The 395-nt window shown below is 53.2% G+C and carries 1 rRNA gene; it reads right to left on the bottom strand.

Going from position 1 to position 395, the window contains the following annotated elements:
- A 16S ribosomal RNA gene (locus FLK20_RS21435) occupies positions 1–395 on the bottom strand; the annotation flags it as partial.

Here is a 395-nt window from a genome sequence, read left to right on the forward strand (position 1 = left end):
CCTCCGGTTTGTCACCGGCAGTCACCTTAGAGTGCCCAACTGAATGCTGGCAACTAAGATCAAGGGTTGCGCTCGTTGCGGGACTTAACCCAACATCTCACGACACGAGCTGACGACAACCATGCACCACCTGTCACTTTGTCCCCGAAGGGAAAACTCTATCTCTAGAGCGGTCAAAGGATGTCAAGACCTGGTAAGGTTCTTCGCGTTGCTTCGAATTAAACCACATGCTCCACCGCTTGTGCGGGTCCCCGTCAATTCTTTTGAGTTTCAGCCTTGCGGCCGTACTCCCCAGGCGGAGTGCTTAATGCGTTAACTTCAGCACTAAGGGGCGGAAACCCCCTAACACCTAGCACTCATCGTTTACGGCGTGGACTACCAGGGTATCTAATCCT

The sequence above is a fragment of the Oceanobacillus sp. CFH 90083 genome (assembly GCF_009389585.1).
Taxonomy (GTDB): Bacteria; Bacillota; Bacilli; order Bacillales; family Amphibacillaceae; genus Oceanobacillus.